This is a genomic window from Helicobacter cynogastricus, from assembly GCF_900197855.1.
GTDB classification, from domain to species: domain Bacteria; phylum Campylobacterota; class Campylobacteria; order Campylobacterales; family Helicobacteraceae; genus Helicobacter; species Helicobacter cynogastricus.
Window position 1 is genome coordinate 360,295 of the sequence record NZ_FZMQ01000005.1, and the last position, 17,457, is coordinate 377,751.

Below are 17,457 nucleotides of genomic sequence, written 5' to 3' on the forward strand. Positions count from 1 at the left end.
GAATCGTGTGGCGATGGATTGTAGTTGTTGTACTGGTTGGATGTGGCTATCTTAGTTATAACTACCTGCTTACAAAAGATGGGCAGGGAAAAATTGAGCTGGTGATGCAAATTGCTCAAGATAAGCAAAACGGAGCTAAAGAGGTGAATATAGCTCATCCCACCCACTGGAATCTCAAGCATCGCATGCGGGTTACTTTGGAAGCTAAGGCTAAAATCCGTTCTTACCACATTAAGGTTTTTACTAGCGATCATCTCGTGGTTTATGACAAAAAACAGATTGTCTTAGATGAGCCTAGCCGTTTAAGTTTTGAATTACCAAAACCTAGTATTCAACTCAGTGATCAAACTCTTTTGCACTATGAGATTAGCATGCGCGATTGGAGCAATGCACACTTCTTTAACGGCAATCTAAGTGTAGCCAATTTTGATCTCACCCTAGATACCACATCCCCAGCTCTTCATATCATCTCTCAATCTCCTAGCATCACTTATGGGGGGAGTGCTTTAGTCGTCTTTCATGTTCAAGAAGAGTCTTTAGATTCTGTATGGCTTAGCGATGGCAAACAAAGATTTAAAGCTTTTCCCTTTCTTAAGGCTAAACATTACGCAGCGATCTTGCCTTGGTCTTTACAACAACGCGCCTTTAACGCCACCATCATAGCTCGCGATAAGGCTTATAACACTAAGATTTTCCCTCTTAATTTCACCAAAAATACTCGGATGCCTTATCACAAACGCAATATTGAGTTAAGTAAAAAATACGCCACTAAAGGAGAGGCACTCCAAAACCTCAAGGCACACCCAGATTTTGAGCGCACTAGGATGCGAGTCAATCTTGAGGAAATTGTCCGCGCAGATCTCAGTAACACAATTGCAGATGTAGCACATTTTAATGTTTTTAACCCATTGGCTATCTTCAAACCTAGAATTTTGCTCCCCTTTGGCGCACAAAAACGCTATCTTTTTCAAGGAAGTATCCTAGGACAAGCTTTGCACGCGGGTGTAGACCTTGCTGGCAAACATTCTAAGATTCTAGCAAGCAATGATGGACGAGTTGTGTTGGCTGAAGAAATTCAAAGTTATGGTAAGGGAGTTTTAGTGGCTTATGGCTTGGGCTTACATGCTTTTTATGGAGGCCTTTCAAAAATTCTTGTAAAAAAATCCGATCTTGTTGAGCCTAACCGGGTATTAGGTATTAGTGGTCGCAGTTATGCAAATAAGCTTGACCATGTGCATTTTGAAATGTTGGTGCAGGGTATTCCTGTTTATCCATACGAATGGATGGATGCCGGATTTATCCAACGCCTTAATGCCGTGCTTCAAGAAGCACGCCAACGCATCCAAGAAAAAGGTAGAGCAAGTGCTACAGACTAGACAAAAACAAGTGCGTTGTTTTGAACTCAGTGTGGCCAATAAAGATCAGTATTTGAATTTTATCTACAAAAATGCGCCTCTTTTGCAGGATTATCTGCTTCTTTTCAAAACACCGCTTGAAAAGGAGGTTTTGGAAGCGTTGGAGCGACATGGACTGGCTTACAGCGTGTGTGCTAAAGACCTCAAGGGCAAAAATAGTAATCAGGTTGTGATTTATGATGCAATAGATTTTGCTCCCCAAAATACTACTCCATCGCCCCCTTTAGAGGGTGTACAAATCTATGAACGGCATGTGCGCAGTGGGGAGGAAATTAGTAGTCCTCATAGTCTAATTTTCTTGGGCAATATCAACCATGGGGCTAAAATCCATTCCGAGCAAAATATTAGTATTTACGGACATTGTGAAGGGATCATCATTTGCATGGGTGCATGTATGGTTCTTAAAAGCGTACATTCCTCCTACATTGCTTTTCAAGGCGCGATTTTAAATCAAGCACAACTAGAGCGCATCAATGCTAGCGATAAATTAAAACTCATTACTAAAAAAGACGATATAATCAGCATAAAGGATATTCCATGAGAGAAAGAACCATTGCAAAAAGTGTCGAAGTTGTAGGGATCGGTTTGCATAAAGGGGTACCAGTAAAGATGACCCTAGAGCCTCTAGGAGCAGGTTCAGGTATTGTGTTTGAGCGCTCTGATCTAAAGAAACAAATGCTTTTAAGGCGTGAAAATGTTGTAGACACTACTATGGCTACCACTTTAGGCTCTCCTGAAGACCCGCAGGCGCGTATCTCCACGGTGGAGCATTTGTTATCTGCTGTGAGTGGCTATGGGATCGACAATCTTAAGGTTTCTGTAGATAATGAAGAGATTCCCATCATGGATGGGTCGGCCATCGCCCATTGCATGCTCCTAGATGAAGCAGGGATTATGGAGTTAGACGCTCCCAAGCCTTTCATGCGTATTACTAAGGAAGTCGTTGTCCAAGATGGCATGAAGAGTGCTAAAATTAGCCCAAGCCCCCTGCTTTCCTTTGATTTTGGGATTAATTTCGCTCACCCCATGATTCGCGAGCAGCATTACCATTTTGAGTTTTCCAGACAGGCATATAAGGATCAAATCGCTCGGGCACGCACTTTTGGTTTCTTGCAAGAGGTGAATTACTTACGCTCGATTGGGCTTGCTAAGGGCGGAAACCTGAATAATTGTATCGTGTTGGATGAACATAGCATTGTCAATAGGGAGGGTTTGCGTTATGAGGAAGAGTTTGTACGGCATAAAATTTTAGACGCAATGGGGGATTTGGCATTTTTAGGGATGAATGTGATTGGAGCCTATAGTTCTTATATGGGTAGTCATAAGCTTAACGCCCTGTTGGTACAAAAAGTGCTAGAAACCCAAGCCTATGAGGTGGTGCATATTCCACAAGGACAGCACGAAAAAGCCACTTCTTTACCAATGGCCCTTGCTTACAACTGAGCAGGAGTGTAGAGGCTGCGCACTTTTGGTGCTCTCTTTGGAGAGTCCTGTGCAAATGGGTGTTTATGTCTGTGGTGAGTTGGTGCGTGCATTTAGCAGTGTGGAACAAGTGAGTGTAGCACTTGTGGCGTTGGGTACTCAGGTCGTTACTTGGTGCGCTTCTTGCGGATTGAATCTAGAGGCTATTTTTTATGCGACAGGTCCGGGGAGTTTTACGGCTATGAAACTTACCCATGTTTTTTTACATACCTTATCAGTGGCACAAAATCTTTCTCTTTCTGGTGCACTGGGTTTTGATTTTAATCATTGCCAACCCATTAAAGCTTTTGGAAAAAACTACTATTGTTATGAACATGGGCGTATCGTTCTTTGTACGCTCGAGGGAGTGGTAACAATCCCCATGCAACTCCCCAATTTTTTAAACCCCAAATGTTTTTTAAAAGACCCACAACCTCTCTATCTTTTACCTCCTGTTTAGTGTAAAATTATAGAGTTTAGGGTATAATGCGTCATCAAAATCTAGGAAATGATTTGGTTGTCAGTGTGCCTGCCACAAGCGCGAATTTAGGGCCGGGGTTTGATTGTTTGGGCCTGAGTTTAGAGCTTAAGAATCGTTTTAGTGTAGTACCTTCTACTTTTACAAGCATTAAGATTCAAGGAGAGGGTGAGGGCTATTCTAAATTTTTAGTAGATAATATTTTTGTCAAACTTTTTAAGACAAGACTCCAAAAGGAAGGCATAGAGGAGAATTTTGAATTTCTCTTTCAAAATACTATCCCTATCTCTAGGGGGCTTGGGAGCAGTTCGGCTATTGTGGTTGGGGCTTTGAGTGCAGCCGACCATTATTTACATGGTCGGCTAGATAAAGAATCCGTTTTAGAAGCAAGTTTGATTTATGAACCCCATCCAGACAATATCACTCCAGCAATTTTTGGAGGCTTTAATGTGGCAGCTTTGGAAAAAGTTGCAGGGCGCGCGCCATCAAGAAAAGTTCATCACCTACGCACTCCCATTCCTAGCTATCTTAAAGCTGTGATGGTGATTCCTCCCCATGCAATCTCAACAAAAATGTCGCGTCAAGCCCTGCCTAAGCGTTGTTATCATCATGATGCAAGCTACAATGTGGCACATGCGAGTTTAATGTGCATGGCTTTTATGCAAGAGAGATGGGATCTTTTGCGCGTAGCCTCTAGAGATCGTCTGCATCAAGATGGGCGCATGAAGCTTTACCCCGTGCTCTATGGGGTGCAGAAACTGGCTTTAGAAAATGGAGCACTGATGAGCACACTTTCAGGGAGCGGATCGTCTTTTTTTAATCTCTGCTATGCTGAGGAAGTGCACTATCTACAAAAAAAAATGCAAGAAAAATATTATAATTTTAGGGTTTTGACCCTAGACTTTGATAATCAAGGAGTGCAGGTTGCAGACTGAGGTCTTTTTTTCTAAAAATGCTGTACGCATGTGCGTGTGTTGTCGGGAGCGTGCGCCACAAGGAGATCTGTTGCGTTTCAGTACGCAAGAAAGCAAAATCATCCCTTTTTGCGGGCGAGGCCGTAGCTTTTATTTGTGCAAAGCATGCTTACACGCTAAAGACGCGTGTAGGCAGATTCTTAAGGTTAAACATGCTCCCAAAAACAAAGCGTACATTGGAACTTGGTTAGAGGAGGTGAGGGCATCATGAGCATCCCATTAAAAGATTTTGTCCTAGAGTTGGGGCGTACGGATATGAAGATGGTAATTGAGGAAGCCAAAGAAATAGGGCTAACTCTTAAGACAAATTCAAGTTTGGACGAAGAAACAGCGGCTAAACTTTACGATTTTATCACCAATAAACGCAATGCGCGCGCGCCAAAAAAGGCATCATCTACACCTAAAAAACCTCCGACTCCTAAAGCACAGACCGCCTCCAAAAAAGAAGAAAGTACTCCTTCGCTTCAAGTTCCTCCTGTCAAAAGAAGTACGACTAGAAAACGCAGTATTGAGATTGTGAGTACGGGCACAACGCCTCCTAAACCCAAACCGGTTAATCCTCCGCCTGCTCCCCCCCTGACTCCAAAAGTTGAAGACATTAAGACCACTCCTGCTCCACCCCCTCCCTTGAAGGTAGAAATCACCCCCACTCCAACCCCTCAAGAAGCTACACCTACTACACCAGCTCCCACACCCAGTCCTCTTTCTAGGCGTACGCGTGGCATCCGTATTGTGAAGCGCACAGATCAAGAAGAAGCGGCTTTAGCTAGGGCAACTCTTGCTTCTATGATGAGTAATAAAGAATCTGCAGAAAAAAAAGCAAAAAAACCAGCTAAATCTAAAGGTGTTACCAAACCTAGCAGTAAGAGTCGTGCACATCGCTTGGATTTTTCCCAAAATCGCGATTTTAATGATCTCTATGAGGATGAGCAAGATGAGATCATGCTCTTTGATTTTCGTGCTCAAGACTTAGAGATACAACAAGAAGAAACCCCATCGCGCCCTATCACAGATAAGGTTAAGATTCAGCGTAAAACCCCTTGGGTAAATGAGGGAGGGATTCGCCGATCTGTTAAAAAAAGGCGGGTTTATCGCCCTGAGAACACTCAAAAGAGCGTGCAAAATAGCATTAGTGTGTCTGAGGAGGTGCGGGTTTATGAGTTCGCACAGAGTGCTAATCTCAACTTGGCTGATGTGATCAAAACCCTCTTTAATTTGGGCATGATGGTAACCAAGAACGACTTTTTAGATCGGGATGCCATTGAGATTTTGGCCGCTGAGTTTGGCCTAGAGGTGGCCATAGAGAACGCGCAAGTTTTCATCGAAGATGAGGAAAATGAGCAGGTAGAGGATTTGAGCGAGCGCGCCCCTGTAGTAACCATCATGGGGCATGTCGACCATGGTAAAACCTCTTTGCTAGATAAAATCCGCAACCAACGCGTGGCTGGAAGTGAGGCCGGGGGGATTACCCAACACATCGGGGCTTACATGGTGCAAAAGGGGGATAAGCAAATTGCTTTCATTGACACGCCCGGGCACGAAGCCTTTAGTCAAATGCGCAAGAGAGGGGCGCAGGTTACTGACATCGCCATTATTGTGATTGCTGCTGATGATGGAGTCAAGCCCCAAACTATTGAGGCGTTTAAGCAAGCCAAAGAAGCGGGCGTGCAAATCATAGTGGCGATGAATAAGATCGATAAAGAAAACGCCAATGTGGACAAGCTTAAGGCCGAGTGTGCGGAATTAGGCTTTAATGCGCGGGATTGGGGCGGGGAGATTGAATTTATCCCCATTTCAGCCAAAACCGGGCAGGGCATCGATCATCTCTTAGAAACCATTTTGATCCAAGCAGAGATTATGGAACTCAAAGCCTCACCTAGTGCGAGCCCTAAAGCAGTGGTGTTAGAGGGCAGTGTAGAAAAGGGGCGGGGCGCGGTAGCAACTCTCATTGTGCAGCAAGGTACGCTTAAGGTGGGTGATCCAGTGGTTGCCGACATTGCCTTTGGTAAGGTGCGCACCATGACAGACGATCAAGGCAAGAGCATTAAAGAACTCAAGCCCTCGCAAGTAGCCCTCATCACTGGACTTAGCGAAGTGCCTATGGCTGGCTCGGTGTTAGTGGCTGTAGATAGTGAAAACACGGCTAGGAGTTTGGCGCACAAAAAAGCGACTTATTTACGCCAAAAAGCCTTAAGCAAGAGCACTAAGGTGCACATAGACGAGCTAGCTTCAATGGTAGCTAATAAAGAATTGCAAAATATCCCTGTGGTACTCAAGGCGGACACACAAGGTAGCCTAGAAGCTATTAAGCATAGTTTGTTGAGCCTCAATAATGAGGAAGTGAGCATCCAAGTCATTAGCGCAGGGGTGGGCTCCATTAGCGAGAATGATTTAAGTTTGGTGGCTAATAACCCCCATGCGCTTGTGTTAGGTTTTAATATCCGCCCTACAGGCAATGTGCGCACTAAGGCTAAAGAATTGAGAGTTGCCATCAAAACTTATAGCGTGATTTATGCGCTGCTAGATGACATGAAGGCTCTCATAGGCGGATTGATGAGTCCTATTGTAGAAGAGGAAGACACAGGGCAGGCACAAGTGCGCGAAACCTTTGTGATTCCTAAAGTGGGCACGATTGCTGGGTGTATGGTGGTTGATGGGGTGATCAATAAGGGCATTAAAGTGCGCTTGATTCGTGAGGGCGTGGTGGTACATGTAGGTAAAATTGTTTCGCTCAAACGCTTTAAAGATGATGCTCAAGAAGTGTCTAAGGGTTATGAATGCGGGATCATGCTAGATCACTATAATGATGTGCGCGTGGGTGATGTTTTTGAAAGCTTTAAAGAAATCCATAAGATGAGGACACTTTGATGGATAGTGTGCATGCGAAACGCCTCGATGCGGGGCTGTTGGAATATTTGCAGGAAGCCTTGAGCACACTTAGCGATCCTAGACTAAGTGGACTCACTCTCACCCAAGTCCACTGCTCAAAGGGCAAATACCATGCCCAAGTTTATATTGATGGCTCATGTTTAGAGGCTGAAGAACAAAAAGAGGTGATCAAAGCTCTTAAGAAAGCCACGCCTTTATTAAGAGCGTATGTGTTACAGGTGAGCGGATGGTTTAAGTGCCCCCATTTTGTTTTTGCTATCGATCCTAGCCTAGAAGCCCAACAACGCCTAGATCAGCTCTTTGCGCGCATCGCTAAGGCTTAAGATGGACATCTCGCAATTAGAGATTCTCCTAGAAAATACTTTGCAGGGTATGGGTTGTGCCCTCTATGATGTCGCTTTTTTAAAAGAAAACCAAACCGACATCTTGCGCATTAGTATTAAATCTTTAAAAGGGCCTACCAGTTTAGATGTATGCCAAGAAGCTAGTTTGCTCATCTCACCCCTTTTAGATGTGCATGCTCCGCTTGCAGGCTCTTATACCCTAGAAGTGAGCTCTATGGGTTTGGAGCGCACACTGAGCAAACGGCGGCATTTTGAACTCTCCATTGACGAGTTAATAGAGTGCAAAACTCTGAATAACACCCGCCTAAGGGGCACTCTTGAAGCCCTAAAAGGTGAAAATATTCTTTTAAACATAGAGGGGGCAACCCAAAGTCTGCCCCTTGCACAAATCAAAAAAGCTAAAACAATCTTTGAATTTGAAAAGGCTTCTAAAAAATCCCCCAAAAAATAAGGGGGTTCTAGGACTTCTTTCTAATTTCTGTAACGCTATTGCCACCTATGCCCCAATTATCCGAGTCTAATTCTTCGATAATCACTATTGTGGTGGCCCTATTTTTATTCAAAACCTTCACGAGCAAATCTGTTGCTCCCTCAATGAGAGCCTTTTTTTGCTCAGGGGTAATGGGTGTGGCCTCGCGCGCAAGTTTAATATTCACTAATGGCATGTTTTTCCCTTATTAAAAGCATCATTCTAACAAAACAGCCCTTGCAATTCTCTAAAGCATGCTAGAATAAAGCTCATTTAAAAGGGTGTTAATGACTTTTTTGTGGCTACTGGGTATCCATTTGATTGCTCTGCTCACTCCCGGACCTGATTTTTTCTTAGTGAGTTCTTACGCCTTGAAACGCAGTTTTAACGAAGCTTTTTTGGTTGTCTGTGGTCTGTGTTTAGGGGTTTTAATTTGGGTTACTTTCTCTTTATTTGGACTTAAACTCTTTTTGCAAACCTTCCCCATTTTTCATGTCTTACTCACTCTTTTAGGTACTCTTTATCTATTCTTTATGAGCTATTCGCTTTTAAAAAATGCTAACTCTCCACTCAGGCTCCGATTTGATTTTAAGTCAGTGGCCTTTTTGCAGGGTTTCATCACTAATTTACTCAATCCAAAAGCAATGCTATACTTTGTGAGCATTTTCTCAGGTCTAGATTTTTCTCACAGCAATCTGTGGGTAATCATGATAAGCATTGTCCTAGAAACTCTGCTGTATTTTAGCACCATCGCACTCTTGTTTTCGCGCCCAAAAGTGCAAAATTTTTATCTCAAGCACCATCAAAAAAGCGATCGTTTCTGCGCCTTGGTGTTTTGTGGCTTTGGATTTTATTTATTGTGGGGTTTGTGGCATTAATATGCTAAAATTGCCCCTTTTGATAGGGGACTTTATGGCATTTTTAGAAGGTAAAACGATTTTAATTACGGGGGGGACGGGTAGTTTTGGCAAGAGATGCGCGCGCATTCTCTTGGAGCGACCCCAAGTCAAAAAAGTCATTATTTATAGCCGAGATGAATTAAAGCAATATGAAATGGGACAGACTTTCAGCGATCCTAGAGTGCGCTTTTTTATTGGCGATGTGCGCGATGTGGAGCGGCTCAAGGTGGCGATGCAGGGCGTGGACATTTGTATCCACGCTGCTGCTCTTAAACAAGTGCCTACTGCCGAATACAACCCCTTAGAGTGCATTAAAACCAATATTTTAGGCGCGAGCGCGGTGATTGAGGCGTGTTTGCATGCACAAGTAGAACATGTGATCGCTTTGAGCACGGATAAGGCGAGTAACCCCATTAATCTTTATGGGGCGACTAAATTATGTAGCGATAAACTTTTCACGAGTGCTAATAACATGAAAGGGCGCGCGCGCACCAAGTTTAGCGTGGTGCGTTATGGAAATGTAGTGGGCTCTAGGGGAAGTGTGGTGCCCTTTTTTCAAAACTTAGTGGCACAAAAGGCTTTGCAAATCCCTATCACTGACACGCGCATGACGCGCTTTTGGATCACGCTAGATCAAGGGGTGCACTTTGTGTTGCGTAGTTTGGAGCGCATGCATGGGGGGGAGATCTTTGTGCCCAAAATCCCTAGCATGAACATCTTAGACCTTAAGCAAGCTCTAGCCCCTGATATTCCCATTAAGATCGTGGGGATTAGACCGGGGGAAAAACTCCATGAGGTGATGATTAGTAGCGATGATCGCGCCTTTGAATTTGAGGATTTTTATATTTTAGAACCTACTATCTCTTTTCAAACCCCCATAGATTACAGCCTAACCCTTTTGGGTGAGAAAGGGAAGCGCGCCCCTGAGGGTTTTAGTTACAATAGCCTAGAAAACCCCAAACGCTTGAGCGCACCTGAACTTTTAAGAATGGTCGCCACCCTGTGAAAACCCTAGATTTACTCGCCCAAAATGCCTTGCTCAAAAATCGCCGTATTTTATTATTGGTGAGTGGCTCGATTGCCGCTTATAAAAGCTTGGATTTAGTGCGTGCTTTCATCAAAATGGGGGCAAAGGTGAAGGTGGTGATGAGCAAGCAGGCGATGCGCTTTGTTACGCCCTTAAGCTTTGAAGCCCTGAGCCATTACCCCGTGCTCACACACAAGAGCGAACGCTGGGATTTGAGCGATCCAAATTGCCCCAATCATATTAGTTATGCCCAGTGGGCAGAGGTGGTGTTACTAGCTCCTGCTAGTGCCAACACCCTAGCCAAGTTAGCGCATGGACTTGCTGATAGCCTCTTAAGCGCGGTGTTTTTAGCCAGCAGTGCGCTTAAAATCCTAGCTCCCAGTATGAACACTCACATGCTTGAGGCGCGCATAACTCAAGAGAATTTAAAACTCCTCAAGTCTTGGGGGTGCATAGTTGTAGAACCTAGAGAGGATTTATTAGCCTGCAACACGCAAGGCAAGGGGGCGATGGCAGACATTTTAGAGCTTGTGTGTGCCAGCGTGCAGGCTTTATACAAAAATAGCTTTTGGGCAGATAAAGAGGTGGTGGTAAGCGGTGGAGGGAGCTTGGAGAAAATTGATAGCGTGCGCTATATCTGCAATTTTTCTAGTGGTTTGCAGGCGAGCACTCTAGCCCTTGCGCTTTATATTCAAGGCGCACAGGTGTCTTTGGTGGCTAGCACCTTTGCCTTAGAGTTGCCTGCCGGCATTGAATGCTTAAGGGTGCAAAGCGGGGACGATTACCTGCAGGCCCTGCAAGAGAGGGCAAACCTGCAAGACCCGCCCTTTTTGTTCATGGCCGCTGCTATTAGTGATTATAAACCTACTACCCCCCACAAGGGTAAGCTTAAAAAACAAGATTTGGGCGCGTCTTGGAATTTGGAATGCGTGCAAAATGTGGACATTTTAGCCTCTTTAAAGGGGTTTATTAAAATTGGCTTTAAGGCTGAGGAAGAGGGGGCTAATGCAATTGCCAATGCCCGAAAACTATTAGATAGCCCCAAAAATGGGGGTAAAGGCTGTTTAGCGGTGTGCTTAAATACCCTTGATTGCCAACCTTTTGGATCAGCGCAAAACCAAATGTGGCTTTTAAGCGCGCAACATAGCCAGCGCACAGACCACCTTAGCAAACTCGCCTTGAGTTTTGAGATTTTGAATTTTGTGAGCCAAGTTTGCCGTGCTCAATCCCATTAGCGCACTTTTAAACCTCCAACTTTTACAAGAAGTCCTTAAAGACACACCTTCTCAAAATTTTAACGCAACCTTGCCTTTGCTCTTAAAAGTGCTTGAGAAAAAAGGGGATCATAAATATCTTTTGCAACTAGGTAGCCAACTCATTGAGACCAAGAGTCAAAAGGCATTAATCTTGGGCAAAACTTATTGGGCACTCATGCATAAAAGCTCAGTAGGGGCGACCATGCTCTCTAATTTAATCCCCCAACCCAAAATTATGGAACAACTCAAAGATATCCCGCTCAAATTTGAACTCAAGGATTTACCCAAATTGCTCAGCCAAGATCAATTCCAAGATTATAAAGAAGTTTTGATCCAACACTGCGCCCACGCTCCCACCCGCCAAGATTTTTTACTCTTTGGTAATTTGCTTTTATCTTTGCACCATCAAGTGGCTAGTTTTGTGATCCAAGATAGGCAACAAAAGGAAGCCTTAATTCAACTCAAGCCTAAGAAAAAACAAGAGAAATTAGAATTTTACGCCATTTACCCACATTTAGGACCTTTGCAAGGTGTGCTTTACAAAGAGGGGGAGGGTGTGTGTCTTTTATTAAGCGTCTCTTATGCGAGCGTGTTGCAATTATTAGAACAGCACAAAGCAGAGCTCAAGGGCTTTGAAAAAATCACTCTAACCCTCGCCCAAGTCCCCTTAGAACCCCTGTTTAATTTTGAAGAAAGCTTGCTAGATACGCGGGGGTGATTAACAAGAAGCTAAAGGCTTTTAGGCTAAAATTCGAGTTTCAAAAAATCAGCGAAGGATTTTTGTGGAGTATTATGAAATCTTAGGCGTGGATCGCAACGCGGATAAAGAAACGCTCAAAAAAGCCTATAAAAAACTCGCTTTAAAATACCATCCCGATCGCAACTTGGGGGATAGGGAAGCTGAAGAAAAATTTAAACAGATCAATGAGGCTTATGGTGTCCTCAGCGACGATCAAAAGAGGCAAATTTATGATCGCTATGGCAAAGAGGGTTTAGAAGGGCGCGCAGGAGGGGGGGGAGGCTTTAGTGATTTAGGGGACATTTTTGCCAATTTTTTTGGCGAGGATTCTATTTTTGGAAGTGCCTTTGGGTTTAGCAAACAAGAACAATCCAAAATCCCTAAAGATCGCTTAATGACTTTAGAGCTCAGTTTTAAAGAAGCGGTCTTTGGGTGCAAGAAAACTATCCAAAATTATTATAAAACATTTTGCCATGATTGCTCAGGCAGTGGGGCTAAGGGGGGCAAGGCACACACCTGCCCCACATGCAAGGGCAAGGGACAAACCTATATCCAGCAAGGTTTTATGACTCTAGCTAGCACATGCCATCAGTGCCAGGGTAGCGGGCAGATTGTGGGGGAAAAGTGCGAATCTTGCAAAGGCGAGGGCTGTGTGCAGAAAAGTGAGAGTTTTGAGCTAGAAGTGCCTGAAGGGATTGATGTGGGAAATCGTATCCGCGTTGCTCGGCGTGGTAATGAATACAAGCCCGGAATGCGCGGGGAGCTCTATTTAGAGGCAAATATAGAGCCAGATGAGCACTTTGTGCGCAAGGGGATGCATATTCTCATAGAAGTGCCCGTTTTTTTCACTTCTATTCCTCTGGGGAGCAAAATCACATTCCCTGCGCTCAAACAAGAATTAGAGCTTCAAATTCCGCCCAACACTCCCGATCGCGCGCAATTTGTTTTTAAAAATCAGGGGGTTAAAGATGTCAATAGCGCGCACTATGGGGATTTGGTTGCTGTGATTAAAATTATTTACCCTCAAAAGCTCAATGACAAACAAAAGCAGATCTTGCTCGATTTGCATGAAAGCTTTGGCTATGAAAGCGAGCCTTATAAAAATGTCTTTGAGGTCTGCTATAGCAAAGTCAAGCAGTGGTGGCAGGACCTCGTGGGCAAGGCTTAAAAGTTATGTACCCAGTTGGCAAAAACACTCATACGCACTCGATAGCGTAAGCTCTCTGAGGCGGTGTCCAAAGAACCCTTAAAATAAGTACTCTCTAACATGGGAAATCGTGCACCCACCTCAAACCCCTCACTTCCAATATTAGTCCGAAAACCTACATTGAGCGGGAGTTGGAACGCAGTAGGTTTTACATGCGCTCTCCCGCCTGCAGTTTCAATTTTGTCGGCTAACTCTTGATAGGCACTAGAACCATCTACTAGCCAAGTATCACCTGCTAGAATAAGGCCAGCAAAGATGCCCATTGTAAAAGTGCTCTGCCTATTTTCAAAGAAGTTATAAAGAGCGTCCATGCCAGCACCATAGGCAATATCATTAATCGCCCCATTGAGTTCGTTATTGCCATGTTTGTAACTAAAATATTCATAGTAGCGTAAACCAAAACGCCGTCTCTGCCCAAAGAAATGTTTGAAACCAAATTCAATATCCGCACCATACATCTTACTGCCATTATTGCTATTTGCGTTGATGAAACGGCGCATGAGGGCTAAAGTTGGGGTGGCTGCATTGGTCTGAAGGTCTTGATAGTAACTGAGTAAATCTCTGAAACCAGTAGGATTAGAAGTACTCATATCGTTGAGATTATCTTTAAGTAGAGCGTTGAGTCCTTGGCTGGCTATATCAATATTGTAAGCATCATCAAGCACTTTTTGAAAAGAAGTGGCACTAGAAAAGGGATCTTTCTGAACACTTTGACTGCCAAAAGCACTCAAAAGACTCGGCGCATTGTTGCTGTTATTCTGAGGTGCAAATAACCAATAAAGGCTAGAATAAAAGGGGCCCATCTCTCTGATAGTCAAAGGGTTTTGCATGTGGACAATATTTGTTAAAGGTATTTGAGCGTCTATGAAAGTAACTTTGTTGGCGTTGCCTGCCTGTTCATTGTCTTTCATGTATGTGAACAGCATCGCGCCGATATTGCTCTCTGTGATTGTTTGTCCATTATAGGTGGCTCCAGCACGCCCTAAAACAGCTACAAGTGCCATAATTGCCAAATGGATCGAAGAAGCGTTGTTAATCGTGGCCAGTGTTTGTTGCATCTCTGCTTGGTTTACAAGGCAATCTTTTTGCCCACATGAACCATCTTTAATAAGTTTTTGCAAGGTACTAAGTTGATCCACCGCTGCGTTCATGGCATCGTTATCCAAACCGGGCTTGAAGAAAGCTCGTAACGCAGAGACTTGGGAATTAAGAGCGGGGGGGGGGGAGGCAAATCAGTTTGGGTGAGAGTTTGAGCGTTCGTAAAGGCAAAGCCCACATCACTAAAAAAGCCATTCTGCTCTGCACAACAAAGACCCAAACTTACCAAAGAGAAAAAAGAAACTCTATGGGCCACCCGACTCATACACACTCCTATCCTGTATAGATTTTGCTTGTCCTTTTCCGTACACGATATAATAGGTGTATTGAATTTAATGTGAAGTTAATAATATTATACACATGCATCGCTGCTTTAAAGTTGTGCTAAAAAGTAACGCTATTGACACTCGCCTGTGCACTCAAATTGCCATACAGCTCCGCTAGCAATTTTATAAGCTCATAGAAAAGTTAACTCTTTTTTAAATTGAGTTTTCTTAAAAAGGTGGACGATTTTCTTTGCTGTTACCTAAAAACAAGTGCGCTATAAATAGAAAATAGCAATTCCGAATTTTTGAAGCTCTATACCCAAGCTTTCTAAAATCAAGCTTTAAATTTCTAGCTAATTAAATACCATGTCTTGAACTAAAAGTAGCGTGTATCTAAAATCACATGTGTGTGAGATGACTTAAAATCTAATCTTCTAATCTCCAAAAAAAGCCAAAAAATAAAAAACGCCCCGCGAGAGCGGGGCGCATGCAACTTAGTTAGAGCAGTGATCTCCATGTTGCTCATGGTGATGGTGATGTTCACCACCATGATGATGGTGGTGGTGGTGATGGGTACCACCATGGTAGTGGTGATGATGATGATGGTGGTGGTGTACCCCGTGTTCTTCATGCCCTTCGTGCCCGTGACAGCATTCTCCATGCTCTGACATAATGTCTCCTTGTAAAAAATTCCTAGCTAAAGCTAGGTAGGCTCATTTTAACAAAGAAATGTAAACGCAAGTTAAGCTTTTTGCATAAGGAAATCTATGCATTCTTTCTCAAGCGTGTAAAGCTGATAACGCAGAGTCTTAAATGTAGGAAGCGATTGCGAAGAGTAGGCATATTTAAAACATTCCTCAAGAACACGGGCACTCTCCTGAGCGCGTTTAAAATTGGCCTGAAGCATAGATAAGATGGGATCATCCTCTTTAGGCAAGACATCGCTATCTTGCAACACATCACAGGTGCTGTCTCTGTGGCTATAGAGAGTGTGTAGAATGAGGTGCTTAGCCACAATGTCAGTGGCACTATGGCGCAAATATTTAAGCTGTAGGGCTAGAGATGGCTGGTCGTAGAGATAACGGAAAATATCCTCCACAACACGCACCCCCTCCTTAAAACGATTTAAGTTAGCATCTATGAGCCTCTCGAAAGTTCGCCTAGTCGTTGCGACCCCCCATAATCCCAAAGATTTGAAGCAGAGAGACAAAGATGTTTAGGAAGTCTACATAGAGTGCCACAGCAGCTTCAACAGGTGATTCATAAAGACCACGAATAATATTTTGAGTGTCATAAGCGACAAAAAGGCTAAAAAGAATCACACCTACACCCGCAATAGCAACTTGCATCATAGGTGAACCTAAAAATAGATTGATGAGAGAAGCTATCATCACCACAATTACTGCGATAAAAAGCATTTTGCCCATGTTAGCTAGATCGCTCTTAGTTTTAATGGCGTAGACGCTCATCACACCAAAAACGATAGTTGTCATCGCTAAAGCTTGCCAAATTGCGCTAGCCCCTGCTCGCGCAATCACAAAACCCAACAATGGCACAAGGGTGATACCAGAAAGAAAAGTGAATGCAAAGAGCATGAGCAAATTGACGGCAGGCATTTTCCTGGTGAACATAAGTCCAAAGAAAGCGGCGATCTCTGCGATAAAAAACACCCATTTATACTGGGTAACCATTTGAAAATTCATCAGGCCGACCAAAGCCCCGATAGTGGCTAACAATAAGCTACCCGCAAAAAACTTATAAGTCGTCTTGACAAAATTCACTAAAGCCGTATCACTAAGCTGAGTGGACGCTCCTATCTCAGGGTTGAGATCAGCGTTGCGATCGTACAATGCCATTTATACTCCTCTAAAATAAAATTCTTCCATTATAACATTATGCGTTTAACACTAGGCTTAAATCCTCATCCCCCACATCTTAAACAAAGAGGATGCGCATGCTCATCCAAGCTACCCATAGCACTGCAGCGGATAGCATTAACCAATTCTATAGCTTTGCGTGCTGTTTCCACCCCCACACCTTCGCCATTTAAAATAGCCTTGTAATTGTCCAAATGCAAATCATCAAAGCCATCGCTAAAATCGATCTCTTCGCCCTCTAATACTAAGGAGCGGTAAGAGTTTTCTCTTTGTGCGCCCAAATGTTCAGGATTGATAGAGAGAAACCATGAAATACGAGCATGTTGCAAAGTCAAAAAGCCACCCACATGATCGTTTTGATGTACATGCACCACGCTGTCTAGCACATCTCCAAAAATATCTAACAAAATATCAAAGAAATGAATCCCAATATTGCTAGCCAATCCTCCACTCTTCAGCTCATCTCCTTTCCAAGAATTGAGATACCATTTTCCACGCAAAATCAAGTAGGTTAAAGAAATCTCATAGACTCGATCGGGATGCTTGTCTAATTCAGCGCGTACATCTTCTTTAAGGGCGAGAATATTGGGGTGAAAACGCAGTTGAAGAATATTAAACACTCTTTTATTATATTTTTTTTCTAAATCTTGGATTTCAGAAAGCTCACCGGGATCAAGCACCAAAGGTTTTTCACAAATTACATTGATTCCATGCGAAAGTGCAAATTCTATATGCTCAAAATGCAGATAATTAGGGCTACAGATCACCATATAATCCAAAAACTTACCCTGATTTTTGCAAGCTTCTAAATACTGGTGTAAATCTTCTAAATCCGTAAAAAATTCGCAATTAAGTCCGTACTGATCTAGGTAACGCACGCTATCATGGATATCCATCGCACAATCAAGCACATGCCCCAATTCATGGATCACCTCTACATGCCTAGGGGCGATAAAACCCCCTGCTCCAATAATTCCAAATAACATGCACACTCCTTAAGCGTAATGCTAAATGGTACTCAAATTAGCTTAAGGGGTTTTTTAGACCCCTCCAAGAGT

At 43.5% G+C, this 17,457-nt stretch carries 21 protein-coding genes; 14 read left to right on the plus strand and 7 right to left on the minus strand.

The window, feature by feature from the left end; translation table 11 throughout:
• Positions 1-5: 5 nt before the first annotated feature.
• Genes C6H00_RS03130 through C6H00_RS03170 form a run of 9 tightly spaced genes read left to right on the plus strand, consistent with a single transcriptional unit; the run spans position 6 to position 8,012 of the window.
• The gene (locus tag C6H00_RS03130; protein ID WP_104749565.1) at positions 6-1,376 is read left to right on the plus strand and encodes a M23 family metallopeptidase; all 1,371 of its coding nucleotides are present in this window, start codon (positions 6-8) and stop codon (positions 1,374-1,376) included.
• Positions 1,363-1,956: a septum site-determining protein MinC gene (locus C6H00_RS03135; protein ID WP_199769157.1), complete on the plus strand. Its 594-nt coding sequence runs from the start codon at positions 1,363-1,365 to the stop codon at positions 1,954-1,956. The genes C6H00_RS03130 and C6H00_RS03135 overlap by 14 nt, the downstream gene beginning before the upstream one ends.
• A complete protein-coding gene (lpxC, locus tag C6H00_RS03140; protein ID WP_104749567.1) occupies positions 1,953-2,858 on the plus strand; it encodes a UDP-3-O-acyl-N-acetylglucosamine deacetylase in 906 nt (301 codons plus the stop codon). The genes C6H00_RS03135 and lpxC overlap by 4 nt, the downstream gene beginning before the upstream one ends.
• 28 nt (positions 2,859-2,886) lie before the next feature.
• A complete protein-coding gene (locus C6H00_RS03145) occupies positions 2,887-3,336 on the plus strand; it encodes a hypothetical protein (protein ID WP_158655714.1) in 450 nt (149 codons plus the stop codon).
• 53 nt (positions 3,337-3,389) lie between these two features.
• Entirely contained in the window at positions 3,390-4,289 is a 900-nt protein-coding gene (gene thrB / locus C6H00_RS03150; RefSeq protein WP_199769174.1) for a homoserine kinase, read from the plus strand.
• A gap of 28 nt (positions 4,290-4,317) precedes the next feature.
• On the plus strand, positions 4,318-4,539 hold the full coding sequence (locus C6H00_RS03155) for a DUF448 domain-containing protein (RefSeq protein ID WP_233704404.1): 222 nt from the start codon (positions 4,318-4,320) through the stop codon (positions 4,537-4,539).
• Entirely contained in the window at positions 4,536-7,196 is a 2,661-nt protein-coding gene (gene infB / locus C6H00_RS03160; protein ID WP_104749571.1) for a translation initiation factor IF-2, read from the plus strand. The genes C6H00_RS03155 and infB overlap by 4 nt, the downstream gene beginning before the upstream one ends.
• The gene (gene rbfA, locus C6H00_RS03165; RefSeq protein ID WP_104749572.1) at positions 7,196-7,540 is read left to right on the plus strand and encodes a 30S ribosome-binding factor RbfA; all 345 of its coding nucleotides are present in this window, start codon (positions 7,196-7,198) and stop codon (positions 7,538-7,540) included. Before infB ends, rbfA begins: the two co-directional genes overlap by 1 nt.
• A gap of 1 nt (position 7,541) precedes the next feature.
• Entirely contained in the window at positions 7,542-8,012 is a 471-nt protein-coding gene (locus tag C6H00_RS03170) for a ribosome maturation factor RimP (protein WP_104749573.1), read from the plus strand.
• A gap of 7 nt (positions 8,013-8,019) precedes the next feature.
• On the opposite strand, the gene C6H00_RS03175 is transcribed toward C6H00_RS03170, so the two are convergent.
• Positions 8,020-8,226 carry a tautomerase family protein gene (locus tag C6H00_RS03175; protein WP_104749574.1) on the minus strand — a complete coding sequence of 69 codons (207 nt, stop codon included), beginning with the start codon at positions 8,224-8,226 and terminating at the stop codon, positions 8,020-8,022.
• A 91-nt stretch (positions 8,227-8,317) separates the two neighbouring features.
• Here C6H00_RS03175 and C6H00_RS03180 point away from each other — a divergent pair, with 91 nt between their 5' ends.
• The 5 genes from C6H00_RS03180 (at position 8,318) to dnaJ (ending at position 13,119) form a co-directional block, all read left to right on the plus strand.
• A complete protein-coding gene (locus tag C6H00_RS03180) occupies positions 8,318-8,908 on the plus strand; it encodes a LysE family transporter (RefSeq protein WP_104749575.1) in 591 nt (196 codons plus the stop codon).
• 34 nt (positions 8,909-8,942) lie between these two features.
• Positions 8,943-9,935, plus strand: coding sequence for a UDP-N-acetylglucosamine 4,6-dehydratase (inverting) (pseB, locus tag C6H00_RS03185; RefSeq protein WP_104749576.1), 993 nt, complete (start codon positions 8,943-8,945; stop codon positions 9,933-9,935).
• Entirely contained in the window at positions 9,932-11,191 is a 1,260-nt protein-coding gene (coaBC, locus tag C6H00_RS03190; protein WP_104749577.1) for a bifunctional phosphopantothenoylcysteine decarboxylase/phosphopantothenate--cysteine ligase CoaBC, read from the plus strand. The genes pseB and coaBC overlap by 4 nt, the downstream gene beginning before the upstream one ends.
• Positions 11,175-11,930: a hypothetical protein gene (locus C6H00_RS03195; protein ID WP_104749578.1), complete on the plus strand. Its 756-nt coding sequence runs from the start codon at positions 11,175-11,177 to the stop codon at positions 11,928-11,930. Before coaBC ends, C6H00_RS03195 begins: the two co-directional genes overlap by 17 nt.
• Before the next feature lie 64 nt (positions 11,931-11,994).
• Positions 11,995-13,119, plus strand: coding sequence for a molecular chaperone DnaJ (dnaJ, locus tag C6H00_RS03200; RefSeq protein WP_104749579.1), 1,125 nt, complete (start codon positions 11,995-11,997; stop codon positions 13,117-13,119).
• Here dnaJ and C6H00_RS03205 read toward each other — a convergent pair.
• The 6 genes from C6H00_RS03205 to C6H00_RS03230 all read right to left on the minus strand — a co-directional run bounded on the left by C6H00_RS03205 (position 13,116) and on the right by C6H00_RS03230 (position 17,385).
• Positions 13,116-14,324 (minus strand): outer membrane protein, encoded by a 1,209-nt coding sequence (locus C6H00_RS03205; RefSeq protein ID WP_233704389.1) that lies wholly within the window; start codon positions 14,322-14,324, stop codon positions 13,116-13,118. The genes dnaJ and C6H00_RS03205 overlap by 4 nt on opposite strands.
• Positions 14,306-14,521, minus strand: coding sequence for a hypothetical protein (locus tag C6H00_RS03210; RefSeq protein WP_104749581.1), 216 nt, complete (start codon positions 14,519-14,521; stop codon positions 14,306-14,308). Before C6H00_RS03210 ends, C6H00_RS03205 begins: the two co-directional genes overlap by 19 nt.
• A gap of 377 nt (positions 14,522-14,898) precedes the next feature.
• Positions 14,899-15,183 carry a hypothetical protein gene (locus C6H00_RS03215; RefSeq protein WP_104749582.1) on the minus strand — a complete coding sequence of 95 codons (285 nt, stop codon included), beginning with the start codon at positions 15,181-15,183 and terminating at the stop codon, positions 14,899-14,901.
• A gap of 81 nt (positions 15,184-15,264) precedes the next feature.
• On the minus strand, positions 15,265-15,711 hold the full coding sequence (locus tag C6H00_RS03220) for a thiamine-phosphate pyrophosphorylase (RefSeq protein WP_104749583.1): 447 nt from the start codon (positions 15,709-15,711) through the stop codon (positions 15,265-15,267).
• Positions 15,683-16,378, minus strand: a complete 696-nt coding sequence (locus tag C6H00_RS03225) for a Bax inhibitor-1/YccA family protein (protein ID WP_104749584.1) — start codon at positions 16,376-16,378, stop codon at positions 15,683-15,685. The genes C6H00_RS03220 and C6H00_RS03225 overlap by 29 nt, the downstream gene beginning before the upstream one ends.
• Before the next feature lie 65 nt (positions 16,379-16,443).
• On the minus strand, positions 16,444-17,385 hold the full coding sequence (locus C6H00_RS03230) for a Gfo/Idh/MocA family protein (protein ID WP_104749585.1): 942 nt from the start codon (positions 17,383-17,385) through the stop codon (positions 16,444-16,446).
• Positions 17,386-17,457 lie beyond the last annotated feature (72 nt).

Coding starts and splice junctions, on each gene's coding strand:
- pseB (WP_104749576.1), top strand. CDS start 8,943: ATGGCATTTTTAGAAGGTAAAACGATTTTAATTACGGGGGGGACGGGT.
- C6H00_RS03225 (WP_104749584.1), bottom strand. CDS start 16,378: ATGGCATTGTACGATCGCAACGCTGATCTCAACCCTGAGATAGGAGCG.
- C6H00_RS03230 (WP_104749585.1), bottom strand. CDS start 17,385: ATGTTATTTGGAATTATTGGAGCAGGGGGTTTTATCGCCCCTAGGCAT.
- lpxC (WP_104749567.1), top strand. CDS start 1,953: ATGAGAGAAAGAACCATTGCAAAAAGTGTCGAAGTTGTAGGGATCGGT.
- C6H00_RS03210 (WP_104749581.1), bottom strand. CDS start 14,521: ATGAGTCGGGTGGCCCATAGAGTTTCTTTTTTCTCTTTGGTAAGTTTG.
- C6H00_RS03170 (WP_104749573.1), top strand. CDS start 7,542: ATGGACATCTCGCAATTAGAGATTCTCCTAGAAAATACTTTGCAGGGT.
- infB (WP_104749571.1), top strand. CDS start 4,536: ATGAGCATCCCATTAAAAGATTTTGTCCTAGAGTTGGGGCGTACGGAT.
- C6H00_RS03215 (WP_104749582.1), bottom strand. CDS start 15,183: ATGGAGAATGCTGTCACGGGCACGAAGGGCATGAAGAACACGGGGTAC.
- C6H00_RS03175 (WP_104749574.1), bottom strand. CDS start 8,226: ATGCCATTAGTGAATATTAAACTTGCGCGCGAGGCCACACCCATTACC.
- rbfA (WP_104749572.1), top strand. CDS start 7,196: ATGGATAGTGTGCATGCGAAACGCCTCGATGCGGGGCTGTTGGAATAT.
- C6H00_RS03180 (WP_104749575.1), top strand. CDS start 8,318: ATGACTTTTTTGTGGCTACTGGGTATCCATTTGATTGCTCTGCTCACT.
- C6H00_RS03155 (WP_233704404.1), top strand. CDS start 4,318: ATGTGCGTGTGTTGTCGGGAGCGTGCGCCACAAGGAGATCTGTTGCGT.